This is a genomic window from Paucibacter sp. XJ19-41, from assembly GCF_028462495.1.
In the GTDB taxonomy this organism is placed as follows: domain Bacteria; phylum Pseudomonadota; class Gammaproteobacteria; order Burkholderiales; family Burkholderiaceae_C; genus Roseateles_E.
On record NZ_JAQOWX010000037.1, the window covers coordinates 16,074 to 36,376 of the forward strand.

The 20,303-nt window shown below is 68.6% G+C and carries 17 protein-coding genes, 1 pseudogene and 1 riboswitch; of the genes and pseudogenes, 9 read left to right on the forward strand and 9 right to left on the reverse strand.

Going from position 1 to position 20,303, the window contains the following annotated elements:
- Positions 1–5 precede the first annotated feature (5 nt).
- The 4 genes from PO768_RS11800 to PO768_RS11820 all read left to right on the forward strand — a co-directional run bounded on the left by PO768_RS11800 (position 6) and on the right by PO768_RS11820 (position 4,312).
- Positions 6–617 (forward strand): nitroreductase family protein, encoded by a 612-nt coding sequence (locus tag PO768_RS11800; RefSeq protein WP_272646219.1) that lies wholly within the window; start codon positions 6–8, stop codon positions 615–617.
- A gap of 86 nt (positions 618–703) precedes the next feature.
- The gene (locus PO768_RS11805) at positions 704–1,159 is read left to right on the forward strand and encodes a (2Fe-2S)-binding protein (protein WP_272646240.1); all 456 of its coding nucleotides are present in this window, start codon (positions 704–706) and stop codon (positions 1,157–1,159) included.
- Positions 1,160–1,796: 637 nt separating this feature from the next.
- Positions 1,797–3,392 carry a xanthine dehydrogenase family protein molybdopterin-binding subunit gene (locus PO768_RS11815; protein WP_272646221.1) on the forward strand — a complete coding sequence of 532 codons (1,596 nt, stop codon included), beginning with the start codon at positions 1,797–1,799 and terminating at the stop codon, positions 3,390–3,392.
- Positions 3,389–4,312 (forward strand): helix-turn-helix transcriptional regulator, encoded by a 924-nt coding sequence (locus PO768_RS11820; protein WP_272646222.1) that lies wholly within the window; start codon positions 3,389–3,391, stop codon positions 4,310–4,312. The genes PO768_RS11815 and PO768_RS11820 overlap by 4 nt, the downstream gene beginning before the upstream one ends.
- A 4-nt stretch (positions 4,313–4,316) precedes the next feature.
- On the opposite strand, the gene PO768_RS11825 is transcribed toward PO768_RS11820, so the two are convergent.
- Entirely contained in the window at positions 4,317–4,886 is a 570-nt protein-coding gene (locus PO768_RS11825) for a glycine zipper 2TM domain-containing protein (protein ID WP_272646223.1), read from the reverse strand.
- A gap of 78 nt (positions 4,887–4,964) precedes the next feature.
- A pseudogene (metH, locus tag PO768_RS11830) lies at positions 4,965–7,742 on the reverse strand (methionine synthase); the annotation flags it as partial.
- 44 nt (positions 7,743–7,786) lie between these two features.
- Positions 7,787–7,884, reverse strand: a riboswitch (S-adenosyl-L-homocysteine riboswitch).
- 86 nt (positions 7,885–7,970) lie between these two features.
- Between metH and PO768_RS11835 the strand changes: the two are divergent.
- Positions 7,971–9,170, forward strand: coding sequence for an HD-GYP domain-containing protein (locus PO768_RS11835; protein WP_272646224.1), 1,200 nt, complete (start codon positions 7,971–7,973; stop codon positions 9,168–9,170).
- An 80-nt stretch (positions 9,171–9,250) separates the two neighbouring features.
- Positions 9,251–10,075, forward strand: a complete 825-nt coding sequence (locus PO768_RS11840) for an alpha/beta fold hydrolase (protein WP_272646225.1) — start codon at positions 9,251–9,253, stop codon at positions 10,073–10,075.
- Here PO768_RS11840 and PO768_RS11845 read toward each other — a convergent pair.
- The gene (locus PO768_RS11845; protein ID WP_272646226.1) at positions 10,021–11,076 is read right to left on the reverse strand and encodes a homocysteine S-methyltransferase family protein; all 1,056 of its coding nucleotides are present in this window, start codon (positions 11,074–11,076) and stop codon (positions 10,021–10,023) included. The two genes, PO768_RS11840 and PO768_RS11845, sit on opposite strands and share 55 nt — an antisense overlap.
- A 32-nt stretch (positions 11,077–11,108) precedes the next feature.
- On the opposite strand from PO768_RS11845, the gene PO768_RS11850 reads away from it, so the two are divergent.
- From PO768_RS11850 to PO768_RS11860, 3 genes are all read left to right on the forward strand, one after another.
- Positions 11,109–11,504: a rhodanese-like domain-containing protein gene (locus PO768_RS11850; RefSeq protein WP_272646227.1), complete on the forward strand. Its 396-nt coding sequence runs from the start codon at positions 11,109–11,111 to the stop codon at positions 11,502–11,504.
- A gap of 99 nt (positions 11,505–11,603) precedes the next feature.
- Positions 11,604–12,836 (forward strand): GGDEF domain-containing protein, encoded by a 1,233-nt coding sequence (locus PO768_RS11855; RefSeq protein ID WP_272646228.1) that lies wholly within the window; start codon positions 11,604–11,606, stop codon positions 12,834–12,836.
- Between the two features lie 62 nt (positions 12,837–12,898).
- On the forward strand, positions 12,899–13,723 hold the full coding sequence (locus PO768_RS11860) for a prohibitin family protein (protein ID WP_269839992.1): 825 nt from the start codon (positions 12,899–12,901) through the stop codon (positions 13,721–13,723).
- A 24-nt stretch (positions 13,724–13,747) separates the two neighbouring features.
- On the opposite strand, the gene glk is transcribed toward PO768_RS11860, so the two are convergent.
- Genes glk through PO768_RS11890 form a run of 6 tightly spaced genes read right to left on the reverse strand, consistent with a single transcriptional unit; the run spans position 13,748 to position 20,232 of the window.
- A complete protein-coding gene (glk, locus tag PO768_RS11865; protein ID WP_272646229.1) occupies positions 13,748–14,713 on the reverse strand; it encodes a glucokinase in 966 nt (321 codons plus the stop codon).
- Positions 14,710–15,744: an ABC transporter ATP-binding protein gene (locus tag PO768_RS11870; RefSeq protein WP_272646230.1), complete on the reverse strand. Its 1,035-nt coding sequence runs from the start codon at positions 15,742–15,744 to the stop codon at positions 14,710–14,712. Before PO768_RS11870 ends, glk begins: the two co-directional genes overlap by 4 nt.
- A gap of 1 nt (position 15,745) precedes the next feature.
- Entirely contained in the window at positions 15,746–17,107 is a 1,362-nt protein-coding gene (locus PO768_RS11875; RefSeq protein ID WP_272646231.1) for a GH1 family beta-glucosidase, read from the reverse strand.
- A 44-nt stretch (positions 17,108–17,151) separates the two neighbouring features.
- Positions 17,152–17,991 (reverse strand): carbohydrate ABC transporter permease, encoded by an 840-nt coding sequence (locus PO768_RS11880; protein WP_272646232.1) that lies wholly within the window; start codon positions 17,989–17,991, stop codon positions 17,152–17,154.
- A gap of 22 nt (positions 17,992–18,013) precedes the next feature.
- Positions 18,014–18,970, reverse strand: a complete 957-nt coding sequence (locus PO768_RS11885; protein ID WP_272646233.1) for a carbohydrate ABC transporter permease — start codon at positions 18,968–18,970, stop codon at positions 18,014–18,016.
- Positions 18,970–20,232: an ABC transporter substrate-binding protein gene (locus PO768_RS11890; RefSeq protein WP_272646234.1), complete on the reverse strand. Its 1,263-nt coding sequence runs from the start codon at positions 20,230–20,232 to the stop codon at positions 18,970–18,972. The genes PO768_RS11885 and PO768_RS11890 overlap by 1 nt, the downstream gene beginning before the upstream one ends.
- Positions 20,233–20,303: the final 71 nt, after the last annotated feature.

The following is a 20,303-nucleotide window of genomic DNA, read 5'->3' on the forward strand; positions in this document are numbered from 1 at the left end:
AACCCATGCAACACCCCGTCCATGCACTGATAGCCTCGCGCCAATCGGTCACCCGCTACGAACCCGGCCAGGCCCTTGACGATGCCAGCATCGCCGAGCTGGTGCGCCTGGCCACGCTGGCGCCCTCGGCCTACAACTTCCAGAACTGGCATTTCATCGCGGTGCGCACGCCCGCCGCGAAAGCGCGCCTGCAGGCCGCTGCCTACGGCCAGCCCCAGGTGGCCGATGCGGCCGTCACCTTCATCATCAGCGGCCTGCTGGCGGCGCACGAGAGCCTGCCGCGCGCGCTGCGGCCGGCGGTGGGCATCGTCGGCGACGCGGTGTTCCAGAACTGGCTGGCTGCGGCCACCGAGGCCCATGCCCACGACCCGCAGCTGCAGCGCGACGAGGCGATACGATCGGCCTCGCTGGCCGCGATGACGCTAATGCTGGCGGCCCAGGGCATGGGCCTGGCCAGCGGCGCGATGGGCGGCTTCGATGCACAGGCCGTGGCCAGGGAATTCGGGCTCGACGCGCACACCCTGCCCGTCATGCTGGTCACCGTGGGCCGGGCCCGGGCGGACAACTGGCCGCAGAAACCGCGCCTGCCAGTCAGCGAGGTGCTGGTTTTTGCCTGAGCCGTCGGCCGCTGGCGCGATTGTTCAAGACCCGGTCCGGCCGCCGGACCAAGATCGCTGCTCATCTCAAGCAGGGAGTGGCGATGATGGAAGTGATGGTCAATGGCCGGACCCGGGTCGTGCCCGAGGGCTGGCGGGACGAGCAGCTGCTGTGGGTGTTGCGCGAGGCCTGGGGCCTGGTGGGCGCTAAATTCGGCTGCGGCCTCGGCCAGTGCGGCGCCTGCACCGTGCTGCTGGACGGAGCGCCGCAGCGCAGCTGCCTGCTGCCGGTGGCGGCGGTGCAGGGCCGCACGGTGACCACGGTCGAGGGCCTGGCCGATGGCGAGCGGCTGCACCCGCTGCAACAGGCCTGGCTGGACGAGGCCGTGCCGCAATGCGGCTATTGCCAGAGCGGCCACCTGCTCGCCGCTGCGGCCCTGCTGCGGCAGACAGCGCAGCCCAGCGAGACCGAGATCAAGACCGCGCTGGCCGGCCATCTGTGCCGCTGCGGCAGCCAGCCCCGCATGTGCCGCGCGATCCAGCGCGCCGCCCGTTCATCATGAAGCGCCGCGAGCTGCTGGGCGCGCTGCTGAGCGTGCCCCTCCTGGCCGGCTGCTCGATGCTGCCCGTGATCCCGCGTCGCCCCGAGCCCACACGGGCCGACGCGATGGGCTGGATCAGCCATCTGGGCGCGGGCCGTTTCGAGCTGCGGCTGCCGCGCGCCGAGATCGGCCAGCACATCGGCACCGCGCTGCGCCGCATCGCCGCCGACGAGCTGGGCGTGGCCGTGGGCGCGATCAGCCTGGCGCTGCCCGACAGCCGGAGCATGTCACCGGTGCGCGCCACCGTCGGCAGCGACTCGGTCAAGGACTTCGCGCTGCCGCTGGCCCAGGCCTGCGACGCACTGCGCGAGGCCCTGGCCGGTCGCCCGCCGCGCGAGTGGCCGGCCAGCGCGCTGCGCAGCCTGAACGGAGCGCCACGCCAACAGTCCGACGCCCTGGGCTTCGGCCGCGAGATCGTGAGCGGCGCGCCGCTGTTTGCGGCCGATGTGCGGCTGCCGGGCCTGCTTTACGGCCGTGTGCTGCGGGCGCCCGTGTCGCCCGAGCTGGCCTCGCGNGCGAGTGGCCGGCCAGCGCGCTGCGCAGCCTGAACGGAGCGCCACGCCAACAGTCCGACGCCCTGGGCTTCGGCCGCGAGATCGTGAGCGGCGCGCCGCTGTTTGCGGCCGATGTGCGGCTGCCGGGCCTGCTTTACGGCCGTGTGCTGCGGGCGCCCGTGTCGCCCGAGCTGGCCTCGCGGCCCGCCGGTTTCAACGCCGCAGCGGCCCGCGCGCTGCCCGGCTTCGTGGCCCTGGTCGAGCACCCGGGGCTGACAAGCGCCAACAGCCAGGGCCTGGGCCTGCTGGCCCGCACGCCGGGCGCACTGGACCGCATCGAGGCGGCGCTGGCCCTGCAGTGGCAGGTCGAGGACGGCGATGCCAACGACATCGAGCGCCTGCTGCAGCTGCCCCCGCAGGGCCGGCTGCGCCACCAACTGCGCGAGGACGAGGTGTCCGAGGCCGGCCCCTGGGACGTGGACCTGGTCTTCGAGACCCCGCTGGCGGCGCACAACGGCATCGAGCCGCGCTGCGCCGTCGCCGACTACCGGGCGGCCGACCAGAGCCTGCGGCTATGGACCGGCACGCAGGACCTTTTCTATGTTCGCGACACGCTGGTGCGGCGGCTGGCGCTGGATGAGGCCAAGGTCCAGGTGCAGGCCTGCCGCGCCGGCGGGGCTTTCGGGGCCCGCACTTTGGTGCTGGTGGAGCCGGAGGCGGCCCTGCTGTCGCGCGCGGTCGGCGCGCCGGTCAAGGTGCAGTGGACCCGCGCCCAGGAGCTGCAGCAGGGCTTTCACCGCCCGCCCTCGCGCCACCGCCTGCGGGCGCGGCTGCAGGACGGCCGGGTGAGCGACTGGTGGCACCGGCTGATCAGCAGCCACATCCTGTTCACACCGGCGGCGATGCCGCGCTGGATGCAGGGCCTGGCGGACATCAAGGGCGATGGCGGCGTCGCGCGCGGCGCGCTGCCGCCCTATGCGCTGCCGCGCCAGCGTATCGAGTTCGACGCCCGCAGGCTGCCTGTGCACACCGGCCCCTGGCGTGGCCTGGGCGCGGGGCCCAACTGCTGGGTGATCGAGAGCGCGATCGACGAATGCGCCCACCTGGCCGGTATCGACCCGCTGGCCTTCCGCCTGGCGCAGCTGGACAACGCCCGCCTTCGTCGCGTGCTGGAGCGCGTCGCGCAGAGTGCCGGCTGGCCGCAGCAGCCGGCCAGCGATGAAAACACCCTGCGCGGCCGCGGCCTGGCCTGCGGCATCTACAAGGGCAGCGCTTATGCAGCGGTGATTGCCGAGGTCGAGGTCGAGCGGGCCAGCGGCGCCGCCCGGGTGAGCACGATGCACTGCGCCCATGACTGCGGCCGCATCATCCAGCCCGATGGCGTGCGCGCGCAAATCGAGGGCAATCTGGTCTGGTGTCTGGGCATGGTGCTGATCGAGGCGCTGCCGGTGGACAAGCAGGCGGGCATCGCGGCCAGCGGCTTCGCCGAGGCGCCGATCCCGCGCATCCACGATCTGCCGGCCCTGCATATCGAGCTGATCGATACCAGCGAGCCCAGCGGCGGCGCCGGCGAGACCGCGATGGTGGCCGGCGCCGGGGCCATCGCCAACGCGCTGCGGGCCGCCACCGGCCTGCGCTTCACGCGGCTGCCGGTGCGTGCCGACGATTTGAGAGCAGCAGCGGGCACACTGGCGCGATGAACACCGCCGACTTCGCCAGCGCGACGATGCTGCGCCTGCTGCTGCGCGGCATGGCCGCGCAAGGCCTGAACCCGCCGCTGCCGCTGCCCGAGGGCGCGCGGGTGGCGCATCAGGACAAGCGACGTGTCGTCGCGGCCATCGTCGAGCAGGGCGGCCTGGCCACGCTGCTGGCACTGGCGCGCGAGGTCAGTCATATCGAGGGCGAGCCGCTGCACCAGGTGCTGGTGGCGGCGCGCGCGCCGCTGGACTTCATGCGGCGCTGGCAGCGGCTGGAGCGCTATATCCACGCCGAGCACCGCGTGCTGATCGAGGACGAACCGGACGAGGGCCGGATCAGGCTCAGGCACAGCGGCCCCGCACCGCAGTCGGCCGAGAGCCTGGCGGTGCTGGGCGTGCTGATCGGCGGCTTCGAGGCTTTGGGCACGCAAGCGCTGCAGGTGTGGATCGCCGGTCAGCCGGTGCATCCACAGGCCGACGAGGCCACGCTGCGCCAGCTGGCCGCCGATGATGCGATGCGGGCCTGGCAGTTCCGCTGGCGGGCGCTCAGCCCTTTGCCAAGCAGACCTTGCGCACCGGCCGATCTGCTGGCGCCGCTGCGCTGGCCACCGCTGGCGCTGGCACTGGCGCAGCGCCAGCTGGCCGACCCGGCTGCGGCGCTGCGGCTGGCCGAGGTCGCCGATGGCCTGGGCCTGTCGGGCCGCAGCCTGCAGCGCCAGCTGGCCGCCCATGGCCTGAGCCTCAGCGGCGTGATCGCCGAGACCCGCTCAAGGCTGGCGGCCTGGTGCCTGGGCAGCAGCGCGCATGGCATCGCCGAGATCGGCTTTCTGTGCGGCTTTGCCGACCAGGCCCACTTCACCCGCGAGTTCACCCGCCGGGTCGGGCTGCCGCCGGCACGCTACCGGCAGGCCGGCGCTCAATGATCCCTCAGTGACGACGCAGCTCGCCGTCGCGCAGTTCGACGATGTCGCCGGCCTTCAGGCCCGGATCGCTGGCGCGTTCCAGGGTGCGGCTGCTGCCGTCCTTGTGCTCGAGGCGGACGATCCAGACGCGCTTGCTCTTCTGGCGCTTCTCGATCTCGTTGCCGGCATAGCCACCGGCCACCGCGCCACCGACCGTGGCAATCTTCTTGCCGCTGCCGCCGCCGACCTGGTTGCCCAGGATGCCACCGATCACCGCGCCACCGATCGCACCGAGGCCGCTGCCCTCGCCCTCGCGCTCCTCGCTGCGCACCGAGACGACGCGTGAGCAGTCATTGCAAAGCCGGGGTTCGGCCACAGGCTTGGGCTCGGCGGCGGGCTTGGGGGCCGGCTTCGGCACCTCGGCTTGAGCGAGCTTGGCCGGTGCGGGCTTGCTGTCCTCGACCACGGCGGCCAAAGGCGCAGGCGCAGGGGTCGGGTCTTGCGTGGAACGGCCCAGCGCGTAGGCGCCGGCCACCAGAGCGGCCGCTACCGCCACGATGGCAATGGTCTGGCTGGAATTCAAGGGCATGCTCATAGGGTCAACTCCGGAAACAGGGATGACACCTTAACGCAGACCGCCGGGCCGGCGCCGACCGGCAGATGTAAGCGCATGTCAGCCCAGCAGCGGCGCCAGCGCGCGCTTCGCGGCTGCTTCGTCCAGCGCCATCCGCGCCGCCCAATCCTGCATCTGATCGTCGCCGATGGTGCCGACATTGAAATAGCTGGCCTCAGGGTGCGAGAAATAAAAACCGCTGACGCTGGCGGCCGGTGTCATCGCCATGCTGTCGGTCAGGCCCATCTGGATGTCCTCGGGGGTCAGTACCTTGAACAGATCGCGCTTGGACAGATGGTCCGGGCAGGCCGGGTAGCCGGGTGCCGGGCGGATGCCGCGGTACTGCTCGGCAATCATCTGCTCGTTGCTCAAGGCCTCATCGGCCGCATAGGCCCAGAACTCCTGGCGCACACGCTGGTGCAGACGCTCGGCAAAGGCCTCGGCCAGGCGGTCGGCCAGGGCCTTCAGCATGATGGCCGAGTAGTCGTCGTGGTCGGCCAGGAACTGCGCTTCCTTCTTGTCCACACCCAGGCCGGCGGTAACGGCGAACAGGCCGATGTAGTCCGGCACCGAGCCCTTGGCGGCGACGTAGTCAGCCAGGCAGCGGTTGGGCCGCATCACGCCGTCTACCACCGGGCGCTCCGACTGCATGCGCAGGCCTCGCCAGGTCATCAAGACCTCGCTGCGGCTTTCGTCGCTGTACATCTCGATATCGTCGTCATTGACCTGGGCAGCGGGGTAAAGGCCGAACACGCCGTTGGCGGTCAGCCAGCGGCCATCGATCAGACGCTGCAGCATGCGCTTGCCATCGCTGAAGACGCGCTGCGCCTCGTGGCCAACGATCTCGTCCTTCAGGATGGCCGGGAAGGGGCCGGCCAGGTCCCAGGTCTGGAAGAACGGCGCCCAGTCGATGTGCTGGGCCAGCTCGGCCAGGTCGTAGTTCTTGAAGACACGGCGGCCGATGAACTTCGGCACCGGCGGGCGATAGCCGGCCCAGTCGAGCTTGGTCTTGTTGGCACGCGCCTGGGCCAAGGTCACCAGCGGGGTCTTCTTCTTGTTGGCGTGCTGCTGCCGCACCTTGTCGTAGTCGGCCTTCAGCTCGTCGATATAGGCGGCCGCGCGGTCGTCGCTGAGCAGCTCGGTGCAGACGCCCACCGAGCGCGAGGCATCGGGCACATAGACGACCGGGCCTTCGTAGTGCGGCGAGATCTTGACGGCAGTGTGAACGCGGCTGCAGGTCGCGCCGCCGATCAGCAGCGGGATCTTCTTGATGCGGAAGTAGTCGTCGCGCTGCATCTCGGCGGCCACATGCTGCATCTCTTCCAGGCTGGGCGTGATCAGGCCCGAGAGGCCGATGATGTCGGCCCCCTCGACCTTGGCGCGCGCAAGGATGTCCTGGCAGGGCACCATCACGCCCATATTGACGACCTCGTAGTTATTGCACTGCAGGACCACGGTGACGATGTTCTTGCCGATGTCGTGCACATCGCCCTTCACGGTCGCGATGACGATCTTGCCCTTGGGCTTGACGTCGCCACCGGCGGCCTCCAGCTGGCGCGTTTCTTCCGCGATGTACGGGATCAGATGGGCCACGGCCGACTTCATCACCCGCGCGCTCTTGACCACCGGGGGCAGGAACATCTTGCCCTGGCCGAACAGGTCGCCGACGATATTCATGCCGGCCATCAGCGGGCCTTCGATCACATGCAGGGGCCGCCCGCCACCGGCCTGGATCGCGACCCAGGCCTCCTCGGTGTCTTCGACGATGAAGTCGGTGATGCCGTGCACCAGCGCATGCGAGAGCCGCGCATTGACATCGCCGGCGCGCCAGGCCAGCCGGGCCGTGTCGTCCTTGGCCAGGCCCTTGGCGCTCTCGGCGACCTCGATCAGGCGCTCGCCGGGGGAGACGTAAGGCTCCCCTTCGGGGATCCGGGGCCGGCGGTTCAGCACCACGTCCTCGACGCGCTCTCTCAGCGTGGCTTCCAGATCGTCGTAGACGCCCACCATGCCGGCGTTGACGATGCCCATGTCCATGCCGGCCTGGATCGCGTGGTACAGGAAGACCGTGTGGATGGCCTCGCGCACCGGGTCGTTACCGCGGAAGCTGAAGCTGACGTTCGAGACCCCGCCCGACACCTTGGCGCCGGGCAGGTTCTGCTTGATCCAGCGGGTCGCGTTGATGAAGTCGACCGCGTAGTTGTCGTGCTCCTCGATGCCGGTGGCGATCGCGAAGATGTTCGGGTCGAAGATGATGTCTTCGGCCGGGAAACCAACCTCGTCGACCAGAATCTTGTAGGCCCGCGCGCAGATCTCGATCTTGCGCTCGAAGGTGTCGGCCTGGCCCTTCTCGTCGAAGGCCATCACGACGGCGGCCGCGCCATAGCGGCGCACCAGATTGGCCTGGCGGCGGAACTCGGCCTCGCCCTCCTTCATCGAGATCGAGTTGACGATGCCCTTGCCCTGGATGCATTTCAGGCCGGCCTCGATCACCTCCCATTTGGAGCTGTCGATCATGATGGGCACGCGCGCGATCTCGGGCTCGGAGGCGATCAGGTTCAGGAAACGCACCATCGCCGCCTTGCTGTCCAGCATGGCCTCGTCCATATTGATGTCGATGACCTGGGCGCCGTTTTCGACCTGCTGGCGCGCCACCGCCAGCGCCTGCTCGAACTGCCCGGCCAGAATCATGCGGGCAAAGGCCTTGGAGCCGGTGACATTGGTGCGCTCGCCGATATTGACGAAGAGTGTGCCGGCGCCGATCCGCACCGGTTCCAGCCCCGAGAGCTTCATCGGGGGCGGCGTGGTCTGGGGGGTAGCGGTATTCATGGCGGCCTCGGCGAAAGATCGGACCGCAGGCTCACCTCGGCCACGACAAAATCATGGATCGGTGAGCGTCGTTGAAAAGGCTGGTGCCCTTGCAGATCCAAGCCTGGCGGGCTGCTGCATGATCGCAGACCCCGTCGCAACGCTCCTCGGACCGTGGCGCATTTTACGCTGCGTCCCGGCCGCCGACTCAAGCCGGCTGCCGGCGCGCCGACAATCCGTACAGAGCTCTAGCGAACCACCGTGGATCTGATACCCCTGCCCCCTCACAGCCTGCGCATCGGCCAGGTCTTGGACTTTTCCTTGCGCGACGCCGAGGGCAAGCTGCTGATCGCGCGCGGCCAGGTGCTCAGCGACAGCCCCCTGGTCCAGGCGCTGATACAGCGCGGTGCCTGGGTGCAGGCCCATGAGACCAAGGACTACCAGCGCGCGCTGGCCCACAAGGTCGACACGATGATGCACCAGGGCGCCACGCTGGGCGCCATCGCCCGCGCCCAGACCAGCTACCGGCCCGAGCGGGGCGGCGCCGCCGTGCCCCAGGTCAGCGACCAGGCAGCCTGGGCCGATCTGCAGCTGCGCGGCCATGCGTTGCTGCGCGAGCCCAGGGCCGAGGACTTCCTGCCACGTTTCCAGACGCTGCAGCAAGAGATGCTGGCGCGGGTCCAGCAGCAAACCGATGCGGCACTGATGCTGCTGATCTTCGAATCCAGCCAGGACTTCCAGCACTACAGCGCCCGTCACGCGCTGCTGAGCCTGCTGCTGTGCGAGCTCTGCGCTCGCCAGCTGGGCTGGGCCGAGGATCTGCGCCTGGTGCTGGGGCAGGCGGCGCTGTCGATGAATATCAGCATCAGCGCGCTGCAGGACCGGCTCGCCGGCCGGGACGAACGCCCCAGCGAGGCCCACCGGGCGGTGCTGCTCGGCCATGGCGACCGCAGCGCCGAGCTGCTGCGCACGCTGGGCGTGCACGACTCGCTCTGGCTGCAGATCGTGCGCCTGCATCATGAGGCCGGCCCCGGGCCCCTGGCCGCGCGCTCGGTGCCCGAGCAGATGGCGCGGGTGCTGCGCCGCGTCGATCTCTACGGCGCGCGGCTGAGCCCGCGGCGCTCGCGCAAGGCCCTGTCGGGCGCCCAGGCGGCGCGTGCCGTCTATCTGGACGAGCTGCAGCAGCCCGACGAGGCCGGCGCCGCGCTGATCAAGGCCGTCGGCCTCTACCCGCCCGGCTCGCTGGTGCGCCTGGCCAATGGCGAGGTCGGCGTCGTCGCCAAGCGAGGCCACAGCGCCAACGAACCCCTGGTCGCCGCGCTGCTGGGCAAGAGCGGCGCGCCGCTGAGCGAGCCGGTGCCGCGCGACACCCGCCTGGCCAGCCAGGCGATTGCCGCCAGTCTGGCGCCGCATGAGCTCAAGCTGCTGGTGAATATGGAGCGGCTGCTGAAGCTGTATTGATCCAGGCTTTCATCTGTTACTCAGATGGCATGCCTAGACTGGCGCCGGGATCAGCAAGCAAGAGAGCGCCAACGATGATGATGATGGTTTCCAGACTGGGCTTGATGGCCCTGCTGCTCAGCGGCTGCGCCGCGAGCAACCCGCTGCCGGCCATCTTTGATGGCCCCAACCTTCACACCAAGATCCAGGGCCAGGGCCGCCCGGGGGTGGTGCTTGAGTCCGGGGCCGGCGATGGCATCGATTCATGGACCGGCCTGAGCGCGCGCCTGGCGGACAAGACGACGGTGTTCAGCTACCAGCGCTCCAGGCGCGGCGGCGAGCCGCGCACCGGGGCCCAGGTGGCCGAGCAACTGCTGGACACCCTCCGTCAGAAGGGCATGGACCCACCCTACATCCTGGTCGGTCATTCGATTGGTGGCCCCTTTGTGCTGAGCTTTGCCAAGCGCTACCCGGATCTGGTGGCTGGCCTGGTGCTGGTGGACGGCCGCCCCCCGGGCTTCAAGGCGGCCTGCGAAGCCGGCGGCGGCACGATGTGCGACATCCCCGCCTGGGCGCTGATGCTGACCGAGCCCTGGGTGCGCGCCGAGGTGCAGGGCCTGCCCGCCACCTATGCCGAACTCGGCGATCTGGCGCGCTTGCCCGCCGTACCGGCCGTCGTTATCTCCGCGACCGAGCCGCCGCCGCTGTCCAACGCCGCCTTCATGACGGCCTGGCTGGCCCAGCAGCGCGAGATGGCCCGATCACTGCCGCAAGCCCGTTATGTCCAGGCAGATGGCAGCGGCCACTATGTTCACAAGGAGCGGACCGATCTGGTGGCCCGCGAAATCCTGACTCTGGTCCGTGCGGCAGGTCAGACGGCCAACAATTCGCTGAACAAGCCCGCGCCGCAGGCGCGCGGCTTGTAGACCGAGACCTTTTGCGCGATGGCCGCGATATGGGCCGGGGTCGTGCCGCAGCAGCCGCCGGCGATGTTCAGGAAACCGGCGGCGGCAAACTCGCCGACCAGGCGGCCGGTGACCTCAGGCGTCTCGTCGAAGCCGGTGTCACTCATCGGGTTGGGCAGGCCGGCGTTCGGGTAGCAGCTGATCGCGGTGTCGCCGGCCGCCTTGGCCAATTCCTCGATATAGGGCCGCATCAGCGTCGCGCCCAGCGCGCAGTTCAGGCCTATGGCCAGCGGCTTGGCATGGCGCACCGAATGCCAGAAGGCGGTGACGGTCTGGCCCGAGAGAATGCGGCCCGAGGCATCGGTGACGGTGCCGGAGATGATGACCGGCAGGCGCTCGCCGGTGTCTTCCATCAGCTCGTCGAGCGCGAAGATCGCCGCCTTGGCGTTCAGCGTGTCGAAGATGGTCTCGACCAGGAACAGGTCCACCCCGCCGTCCAGCAAGCCCTTGGCCTGCTCGTAGTAGGCGGTCTTCAGGGTATCGAAGTCGACATTGCGGGCGCCGGGGTCATTGACATCGGGGCTGATGCTGGCGGTGCGCGGCGTCGGGCCCAGCGCGCCGGCAGCGAAGCGCGGCTTGTCCGGCGTGCTGTACTTGCCGCAGGCGGCGCGGGCCAGCCGGGCGGCGGCCACATTCATCTCGAAGGCATGCTCGCCCAGCTCGTAATCCTCCTGGGCCACCGAGGTGGTGCCGAAGGTATTGGTCTCGATGATGTCGGCGCCTGAGGCCAGGTACTGTTCGTGGATCTCGCTGATGACCTCGGGCTTGGTCAGCACCAGCAGGTCGTTATTGCCCTTCAGGTCCTTGCCATGGCCGGCAAAGCGCTCGCCCCGATAATCGGCCTCGGACAGCTTATAGCGCTGGATCATCGTGCCCATCGCGCCGTCGAGGATGACGATGCGTTGTTGCAGAATCTCGGGCAGCTGCGCGCCGCGCGTGTAGGGTCGGGTGGAAGCGTTCATCCGGCCATTTTAGAGAGCGCGTCAATACCCCCATGAAACATCTGCTCCCCGTCGAGGCCCAGGCCTATCTGCAAGAACACCCCGAGTCCCTGTTCCTCGATGTGCGCATGGAGCTGGAGTACCTCTATGTCGGCCATCCGCCCGGCATCGTCCATGTGGCCTGGTACGAGTATCCGGAGATGCAGCCCGATGTGGAGCGCTTCGTGGCCCAGGTCAAGCGCGAGGCCGGTGGCGACCTGAACAAGCCGCTGGTGCTCCTGTGCCGCTCCGGCACCCGCACGGTCGCGGCCGGCCAGGCGCTGGAGGCGGCCGGCTTTGCCGAGGTCGTCAACATCGTCCATGGCTTCGAGGGCGACCCGGACGAGAACTTCCAGCGCGGCCGGCTCAATGGCTGGCGCCATGACGGCCTGCCCTGGGAGCAGATGTAGGTCGGCCCATATTCCAATCCCCGTTAAAGTCACCTCCACAACGAGCCGTGCAGATGCTCCGCTTTGGACATCAAGCGGCCAACCCAGGGGGTGGTGAGCATGGACGCGAGCAGTCAGGCGCTGGCACTCGACGCCAGGACCATGCTGGCAGCAATCAGCATGGTCGGCTTCATGATGGCGGTGATGGCCTTCAGCACCGCACGCGCAATACCCGAGCAACCGATGGGTCTGCGGGAGTGGGGCGTGTCGATGGCGGCCACCGGAGGCGCCTGCCTGCTGTTCTTCCTGCGCGGCCATGCGCCCTGGCTGCTGACCTTTCTGTTCGCCAACGTGCTGATCATGGCGGTCACCGTGTTCGGTGTGCTGGCCCTGGCGCGACTGACCGAGCAGCGGGTGACGCGGCATCATCTGGTCTTGCTGAGCAGTTTCGGCATCGGCGGCACCTTGCTGACCTATCTGGAGTTGGCACCGTGGGCCGTCACCGTTTTCACCATGTCCTGCGCGCTGGCGCTGATGCTGGCCCGGATGGCCTGGCTGGTGCTGCGCTACGCCCGTCGGACCGGTTTGCCGGTCGCCTATCTGACCGCAGCGGTGGCGGCGGTGATGGCGACCGCATTCGCAATGCGCGCCCTCTTCAGCGCCGGCGGCGCCAGCACCCAGGTAGCCCCGGCCGCCAGTTCCACGCCGCAACTGTTCGCGCTGGCGATGGCCACGCTGTTCGTGGTCGCGGCCTCGATCGGCTTTTTCAGCATGGCCCATGAACGGCAGCGTCGCGAGCTGCAGGAGCTCAGTCGCCGTGACGGCCTGACCGGGCTGTACAACCGCAGGGCCTTCTTCGAGCTGGCAGCCGCCATTGAGCAGGCCCGGCCGGCCGAAGCCTTTGCCGTGCTGATGGTCGACCTCGACCACTTCAAGCAGATCAATGACCGCTACGGCCATGGCGGCGGGGACTTGGTGCTCGCCCACGCCGCGCGCATGATGGCCGGCGCCGTGCGGCTGAGCGATATCGCCGGCCGCTACGGCGGCGAAGAATTCTGCCTCTTGCTCCGGGGCTGTGCCACTTCCGTCGAGGCGGCCCAGCGCGCCGAAGCCTTGGTCCAGGCAGCCAGCGCCAGCACCGTGCGGGTCGGTGAGCAAGGACGTGTCGTTTTTACGCTGTCGATCGGATACGCCTGCCGCAGGCGTGATACGGCGGCCTTGCCGGAGTCGCTAAAGTCGGTGCTGGAGCGTGCCGACCATGCCTTGTATGCAGCCAAGAACTCCGGTCGCAACCGCGCGCTAAGCGCGGAGATCTCGACGCCCGGTTCGCCCGCACACCCTTTGGTGGCATAGGCAAGACCCGACCCCGCTGTTAGCCTGCGCGGCGCGGCCGACTGGGCCGTTCAAGGACTGCCATGAACCGAAGCCTCGTCTCCTGGGTCGCCAAGATCGCCGCCATCCTGGTCGGTGTCTATCTTGTCTTCACGTTGATCAACCCGATACGCATCGTGCAGTCGGGCACGCGCGGCGTGATCACGACCTTCGGCAAGGTCGACCCCGAACCGCTGGGCGAAGGCATCCACTTCGTCGTGCCGCTGGTGAACCGTGTCCACATGATCGATGTGCGCTTGCAGAAGAGCGAGGGCAAGGGCGTGGCCGCCTCGCGCGATCTGCAGCAGGTCTCGGTCTCGGCGGCGCTGAACTGGCGGCTCGATCCGGCCTTGGTGGCCCAGACCTACCAGGCCATAGGCAACGAGCATGCGGTGGCGGCGCGCGTCATCGAGCCGGCAGCGCAGGAGGCCACCAAGGCCATCGCGGCACAGTACACGGCCGAGGAACTGGTGACCAAGCGCACCGAGGTCAGCGGCAAGATCCGTGACGCGCTGGAGGCGCGGCTGAAGCGTCACGGCGTCATCGTCGACTCGCTGGCTGCGGTCAACTACGACTTCTCGGCCGTCTTCGACAAGGCCATCGAGGCCAAGGTCGAGGCCGAGCAGAAGAAGCTGACGGCCGAGCGCGATCTGGAGCGTATCCGGGTCGAGGCCGAACAGGCCCTGGCCAAGGCACGCGGCGAGGCCGAGTCGCTGAAGGCCAAACGCCTGGAAATCACGCCCGACCTGCTGCGTCTGAAACAGCTGGAGAACGAGAGCGAAGCCATCAGGAAGTGGGACGGCAAACTGCCGCAGTACACCGGGGCGGGGACGCCCTTCGTGCAGCTGGCGCCGCCGGCGGGGCGCTGAGCCCAGCGCTGCAGCGCGGCCCGCTCAATGCATCGCCGCATCCAGCGCACGGCAGGCGCCGAGCAGGGCCGCTTCGTCGCTGGCGCTGACGACATAGGCCGGGATCGCAGCCAGATAGTCGCGAAAGCGGCCCTTGGCCTCGAAGCGCTCGCGAAAGCGCGAGCGGTCAAAGCGCGCGCCCAGGCGCGGCACGATGCCACCACCGATATAGAGGCCGCCGCGGGCGCCCAGGGTCAGCGCCACATTGCCGGCCACATTGCCCAGCAGGCTGCAGAACAGCTCCACAGTGTCGCGCGCCAAATGGTCCTCGCCGGCGGTGATGGATTGGGCGTTCCGCTCGGGCACAACCTGACCCCGCACGCCGGCCAGAGCCTGGTACAGGTTCTCCAGCCCAGGCCCGGACAGCGCGCGCTCAGCCGAGGCATGGCCGAAGCGGCGCTGCAGCACGCGCAGCACCGCGTCCTCCTCGGGCTCGAAGGAGGACAGGGTCACATGGCCGCCCTCGCCGCCAATCGGGGCCAGGCCGGCGCCGCCGACGCCGGGCAGCAGCCCAGAGACGCCCAGGCCGGTGCCGGGGCCGACCAGACCGATCGGCGCGCCGTCCACCGCCGCGCCGCCTCCGACCTGGCGGCGCGACCCAGGGGCCAGCGCCGGCAGGGCCAGCGCCAGTGCAGTGAAGTCATTGATGACCAGCAGGCGCTCGGCGCCCAACGCCTGGCGCAGCGCCTCGATCGAGAAGGACCAGTGGTGGTTGGTCATCTGCACCTGGTCGCCGGTGATCGCGGTGGCGATGCCGATGGCGCAGCAGCGCGGCCGCTCCAGGCCCTGGATGCGCAGATGGTGCTGCATCGCATCCCACAGGCTGGCGTGATCGGCGCAGGCATAGCTGGCCATGCCCAGCAGCGGGCCCTGCGGCAGGTACTGGCTGGCGAAGCGCACATTGGTGCCGCCGACATCGGCCACCAGGCGCGGAAACGATGCCGCGCTCATGCGCGCGGCTCCAGGCGCAGCCCCTGGGCATCGAAGGCCAGCAAATGCTCGGGTCGCCATTGCAGGCCGACGCGCTGGTGGCGCTGCCAGTCCTGGCCGGCCGCCAGCTTGACGGCCAGCGGCTGCTGCTGGGGGTCAGTACCGGCGATGCGCACATAGGCGATGCTGGTGTCGCCCAGATGCTCGATCAACGCCAGCTCGCCACCCAGACCGGTGCCGGCCGCAACAAGGTTCAGGTGCTCGGGCCGCAGGCCGACCGTTTCGGTACCAGCTGGCAAGGCCGTGTGGATCAGGCCGGCCGGCAGAAAATTGATGCGCGGCGAGCCGAGGAAAGCGGCGACGAAACGGTTCACCGGCCGCTCATAAACCTCCCTCGGCGCGCCGACCTGCTCGATGCGGCCCTCGTTGAAGACCGCGATGCGGTCGCCCAGCGTCATCGCCTCGACCTGGTCGTGGGTCACATAGACGATGGTGGCGCCCAGCTCCTCGTGCAGGCGGGCCAGCTCCAACCGGGTCTCGTGGCGCAGCGCGGCGTCCAGATTGGACAGCGGCTCGTCGAACAGAAAGACCTGGGGCTGGCGCACGATGGCGCGGCCGATGGCCACGCGCTGGCGCTGGCCGCCCGAGAGCTCACGCGGCTTGCGCTCCAGCAGCGCCTCCAGCTGCAGGCTGCGCGCGGCCTTCAGCACCGCAGCCGCCACCTCGGCCTTGGGCCGGCCGGCCATCTTCAAGGCGAAACCCATGTTCTCGGCCACGCTCATATGCGGATACAGCGCATAGCTCTGGAACACCATCGCGACGCCGCGTTCGGCCGGCGGCACCGTCGTGACCTCGCGGGCGCCGATGAAAATCTGGCCGGCGCTGACCTCCTCCAGCCCGGCGAGCATGCGCAGCGAGGTGCTCTTGCCGCAGCCCGAGGGGCCGACCAGCACCATGAACTCACCGTCCTGCACCTCCAGGTCCAGCGCGCGCACGACCGGAGCCTTGTCGCCGTAGCGTTTGGCCACCCCCTTGAAGCTGAGGCCGGCCATCTCAGCCGCCCGCCTTGGCGGTCTCGATGAAGCCGCGATACCAGTGCGCGCTGTCCTTGGCCAGGCGCTCTTGCGTCGCATAGTCCACATGGAAGAGGCCGAAGCGCTTGGTGTAGCCGGAGTTCCACTCGAAGTTGTCGAGCAGGCTCCAGTAGAAATAGCCGCGCACATCGACCCCCAGTTCCACCGCGCTGGCCAAGGCCTGCAGATGGCTGCGCAGATAGGCGATGCGCTCGACATCGGGCACCTTGCCGTCGACCACCGTGTCGGCATTGGCCATGCCGTTCTCGGTGATGAAGATGGGCGGCGGCGAGTATTCGCGGGTGATGCGCACCAGGTGCTGGGTCAGCGCCTTCGGGTAGATCTCCCAGCCCATATCGGTGAAGCCCTGCTTGCCGGGTGCCGGCAGGGCCGGGCTTTGCGTGGAGATGAAGCTGCGGGTGTAGAAGTTGACGCCCAGGAAATCCAGCGGCTGCTGGATCGCGGCCAGGTCGCCCTCCTCGATCTTGGGCGCATCCTCGCCCAGGTGCTCGATGATGTCGGCCGGGTACTGGCCGCGGAACACCGGGTCCATATACCAGCGCACGTTCAGGCCGTCATCGATGCGGGCGGCGCGGCGGTCGTCCTCCCGCAGATTGTCGGCTGGAAAGGCGGGGGTGTGGTTCAGCACGATGCCCAGCTTGCATTTAGTCACTGCTCGCATCGCCTTGATCGCCTCGCCGTGCGCCAGCAGCAGGTGGTGCGAAACCTGGGCGGCCGTCGCGCGGCTGGTCTGGCCGGGGGCGAACTGGGCGGTCTCGTAGCCCAGGGTGGCGACGCACCAGGGCTCGTTCAAGGTGGAGATGCTCTCCAAGCGGTCACCGAAGCGGCGCGCGACCTCGGCCGCGTAATCGGCGAACAGCGGCACGATCTGACGCGAAGGCCAGCCGTCGAACTCGTCATGCAGGGCGGCCGGCAGGTCCCAGTGGTACAGCGTCGCATGGGGTTTGATGCCGGCAGCCAGCAACTCATCGATCAGACGGTCGTAGAAGGCGAAGCCCGCCTCGTTCCAGGTACCCCGGCCCAGCGGCTGCACGCGCGGCCAGGCGATCGAAAAGCGGTAGGCCTGCAAACCCATCCACTTCATCAGCGCGACATCATTCTTGTAGCGGTGGTAGTGATCGCAGGCGATGGCGATATTGGAGCCATCGTTGATGCGACCGGGCTCGGCGCAGAAGCGGTCCCAGATCGACGGGCCCTTGCCATCGAGTGCGGCCGCGCCCTCGATCTGCGCGGCGCTGGTGGCCGAGCCCCATTGGAAGTCCGTGCGGAAGACGCGGCTCAGATCGCTGAGGGCAGAAGGATTGGGATCGATGGCGTTCATGGGCGGTTTCAAGTAATGCGGGAGAAGAAAGAAGACAGCAGGGGTCAGCCGCGCACGGCGCCCGAGGTCAGGCCGGCCACCAACCGCCGGGCGCTGAAGAAATAGGCGATCAGGAGTGGCAGCATCGCGATGGCACTGCCCATCATCAAAGCGCCCCACTCGGTGTTGTTGGGCGCCTGCATCGAGCGCAAGGCCAGCGGCAAGGTGTAGTTCTCGGCCGAGCGCATCACGACCAGCGGCGCGACAAAGTTGTTCCACGAGGCGATGAAGGTGATCAGGCCCAGCGTGCCCATCGCCGGCTTCAGCAAGGGCATCACGACGCTCCAGAAGATGCGCAACTCGCCGCAGCCATCCATGCGCGCGGCGTCCAGCAGGTCCTTCGGTATCGCCGAGCCGATGTACTGGCGCATCAGGAAGATGCCCAGGGCGCTGGCCGCCGCCGGCACATAAAGCGCGCGCGGCGTATCGATCCAGCCCAGGAAGTCCATCACCATGAAGCTGGGGATCATGTTGAGGAAGCTAGGCAGCATCATCGAGCCGAGCACGATGGCGAACAGCGTCTTCTTGAAGCGAAACTCGTAGACTGCGAAGCCATAGCCGGCCAGCGAGCACAGCAAGAGGTTCAGCGCCGTCGTCAGGCTGGCCACATACAGGCTCATGCCCAGATTGCGCCAGAAGGGCAGGCGCTGCTCCAGCAGTTCCAGATTCGACAGCGAGGACAGGCCGAACCACAGCGGCGGCGGCGAGTTGAAGATCTCGCTGCGGCCGTGGCTGGCGAACACAAAGGTGAAGTACAGCGGCGCGACCAGCAGCACGGCGCCGAGGCCGACCAGCAGCCAGGCCAGCCAGGGCCGGTCTTTCCAGGTCGAAGAGCTGTTGCGCATGGGCCTGACGAGCAGGGTGGGATCAGCGTGCTGCATGCTCACCTCGCGCGTCGCTGCCGAACAATTTCGCGTTGAGCCAGGTCAGCGCGGCGATCAGGAAAAACAGCAGCCAGGAGACGGCCGAGGCGGTGCCGAAATCGCCGTCCGAGAAGGCCAGCCGGTACATGAAGATCGCGCTGGTCATCACCGACTGGCTGGCGCCGCGCTCGCTGTCCACCAGGATGAAGGGCTCCTCGAAGAGCTGCAGGCTGCCGATGATGGTCAGGCTCACCGCGAAGAACATCATCGGGCGCAGCAGCGGCAAGGTGATGTAGCGGAACTGCTGCCAGGGCTTGGCGCCGTCCAGCGTCGCGGCCTCGTACAGGTCCTTGTCAATGACCTGCAGGGCTGACAGATAGAGCACCAGGTTCCAGCCCAGATAGCGCCAGAACACGACAAAGGCCACGGCCGGCTTGGTGGTGTCGGCATCGCCCAGCCAGTCGATCGCGCCGCCGCGGCTTTGCAGCACCGCCTCCAGCGGGCTGCCCAGCAGCGGGATGCGGGTCAGCTCGGCCAGCACCGCGTTGACCAGGCCGTAGTCCTTGGAGAGCAGGGTCGTGAAGATCAGCGCGATCGCGACGCTGGAGGTGATGTAGGGCACGAAGTAGGCACCGACCAGCAGGTTGCGGCCACGCTTGACGCGCTGGTGGATGAAGAAGGCCAGCGGCAGCGCCACCAGATGCTGCGGGAGGCCGGCGACCAGCGCGAACCAGACAGTGTTGTAGAGCGAGTCGTGGAACCAGGGGTCGGTGACGGCGTACCAATAGTTCTCCAAGCCGACCCAGTGCATGGTGTGCAGGCCCTCGGCCGGGTTCCACTGGTGCAGCGACAGATAGATCGAGAACAGCAGCGGGAACAGACCGAACACCGCGAACAGCAGGAAGAAGGGCGCGATGAAGAGATAGGGCGCCCAGCGGCGCGACAGCAGGGGCCGGGCCATCACGCATCCCTCCCCGGGCGGCGGCGTGTGCGGCGCTCGATCAGCTCGCGCGCATCCTTCAGCGCGGTGGCGATGTCCTTGCCGCGTGTGATGACCTTCTCGAACTCGTCACGGATGATGGTGGTGGCCAGCACATCGAAGGGGCTGACCGGCGTGGCCGGCACGCGGGCCGCCGTCTCGCGCCACATCTGACGCGCCACCTGGCCGCCGAGAAAGGCGATCGGCTCGTCCATCAGCGGGTCCTGGTGGGCGGCCAGCAAGGCCGGGTAGCTGTCCAGCACGCGCAGCGAGTTGATCTGCACCGCCTTGTCGGCCGTCATCAGGCGGATGAAGTCCCAGGCCGCGTCCTTGTGCTGAGCCTTCTTCGGGATCGCGTAGAAGGAGCCGCCATAGGCCGCCTGCACGCCGCCGGGCAGGGGTGCGGAGCGCCACAGCCCGGCGGTGTCCGGCGCCAGCCAGTTCTTCAGATGGCCGACCAGCCAGGCCCCCATCATCTGGGTCGCGATGCGGCCCTGCTTGAAGCCGGCCGCCCAGTCGTTGCTCCAGGCCGAGGCGTGGGCGTCGAGCCCGGCGGCGCGCGCCGCACGGCCCAGCTCGAAGGCCTTGCGAAAGCGCTCGCTCTCGACCAGCACCTTGCCCTGCTCATCGAAGTAGATACCCTCCCCGTCCTTCAGGCCCTGACGCAGTGCGATATCGCGCAGGTCGGCGGCGTCGGCCATCAGCAAGGCGCCGGTGGCGGCCTTGATCTTCTTGCCGGCGGCCAGGTAGGAGGCCCAGTCCTTGGTGATCTCGGCCTCGCTGACGCCGGCCTTGTCGAGGATGTCCTTGCGGTAGAGCAAGGTGCCGGGGCCGATATCGGCCGGCATCGCGAGCTGCGCGCCCTTGCGGCTCTGGCCCTGGATCAGCGCATAGCGCACATAGTCGCCGGCCATCGCGCCGGCGTTGTAGGGCGCCTGGTTCAGATCGACAAAGCCGCCCGAGGCCGCGAACTTGCCGATGAAGCGCAGATCGATGGCCATCACATCGGGCAGGCCGGAGCCAGTGGCCAGGGCCGTGGTCATCGCCATATGGTGGTCGGCGTACTGCATCGAGACGATCTTCAGCTCGATGCCGGGGTGGCGCTGGGCCCAGATCGCGGCCGCGGCCTTGGCGGCGCGGTCGAGATCGGGGAAGGTGGCGACCCGGAGCTGCGGCGGCTGGGCCAGGGCGAGGCTGCCGAGCATCAGCAGGGTCAGCGCGATGAGGCTGGTCTTGAGTGTCACCGGTATCTCCGTGAGCTGCTTGTGCGGTGGTTCAGCCTAAGGGCTTTGCCGACTCACGGGAATGCAGACTT